This window comes from Streptomyces recifensis (genome assembly GCF_002154615.1).
In the GTDB taxonomy this organism is placed as follows: Bacteria; Actinomycetota; Actinomycetes; order Streptomycetales; family Streptomycetaceae; genus Streptomyces; species Streptomyces griseoluteus.
Map to the genome: position 1 here is coordinate 1 of NZ_MUNH01000919.1, position 1,111 is coordinate 1,111.

1 protein-coding gene is annotated in these 1,111 nt (G+C 70.7%); it reads left to right on the forward strand.

The annotated features are described in order from the left end of the window. Positions 1-187: 187 nt before the first annotated feature. On the forward strand, positions 188-1,111 hold a 924-nt coding region (locus tag CCN33_RS30820), incomplete at its 3' end, for an acyl-CoA dehydrogenase family protein (protein WP_086696528.1).

Genomic DNA, 1,111 nt, shown 5'->3' on the forward strand with positions numbered 1-1,111 from the left:
ATCCGGCCCGCGTCGGCCGGACCCGCAACTCTCTCACGCGCCCGCCGCCGACCACGGACCACCCTGTGGACTCGGTCACTCGGGATCTTCGGTGAGGTCTACGCGTACGGCATCGCGGGCACCGGTGAGCAGCACGCATATCCACCACCCATGATCCGTGCGCGACTTGAGAAGAAGAGGGGTCGTCATGACCGGACAGCAGCAGCGTGACCACGCCGGGCAGGGCCAGGAGCACGAGTGGCCGGCCGTCACGGTCCACGAGGCGGACCCGGCGGCCGTGGAGGCCGACTTCTACCACGTACGCGAGACGGTCGGCCCCGAGGACCAGGAGCTGCTGGCGACGGTGCGGGACTGGGCGCGCAAGAACCTCGCCCCCATCGCGGACGACTACTGGGAGCGCGGCGAGTTCCCCCACGAGCTGATCCCGCAGTTGCCCGGACTTGGCATCGCGGGGCTTCAGTTCGAGGGTTACGGATCGCCCGGCCGGGGTGCCCTGGTGGCCGGGCTCGTGAGCATGGAGCTCTCCCGCGTCGACCCCTCGTTCGCCACGTTCCACGGCGTGCACAGCGGCCTCGGCATCGCCTCGGTCATGGAGTGCGGCTCCGAGGAGCAGAAGCAGCGGTGGATACCGGAGATGCTGCGCTGGGAGCGGCTGGCCGCGTTCGCCCTGACCGAGCCCGGCGTCGGGTCCGGCACCTCCCGCGGGCTGACCACCACCGCCCGGCGCGAGGGCGACACCTGGGTGCTGAACGGTCGCAAGAAGTGGATCGGCAACGCCACCTTCGCCGACCTGGTGATCGTCTGGGCGAAGGACGAGGCCGACGGCGAGGTCAAGGGCTTCGTGGTGCAGCAGGGCGCCGAGGGCTTCACTCCGCACCGCATCGAGGGCAAGGTCTCACTGCGCACCGTGCAGAACGCCGAGATCGAGCTGCGCGACGTACGGGTGCCGGAGGCGGACCGGCTCCAGGAGGCGAACTCCTTCAGGGACACCGCGAAGGTGCTGCGCGCCACCCGGCTCGGGGTCTCGTGGAACGCGGTGGGCTGCGCCATGGGCGCGTACGAGGCCGCGCGCGCCTACACCCTGGAGCGCGAGCAGTTCGGCAAGCCGATC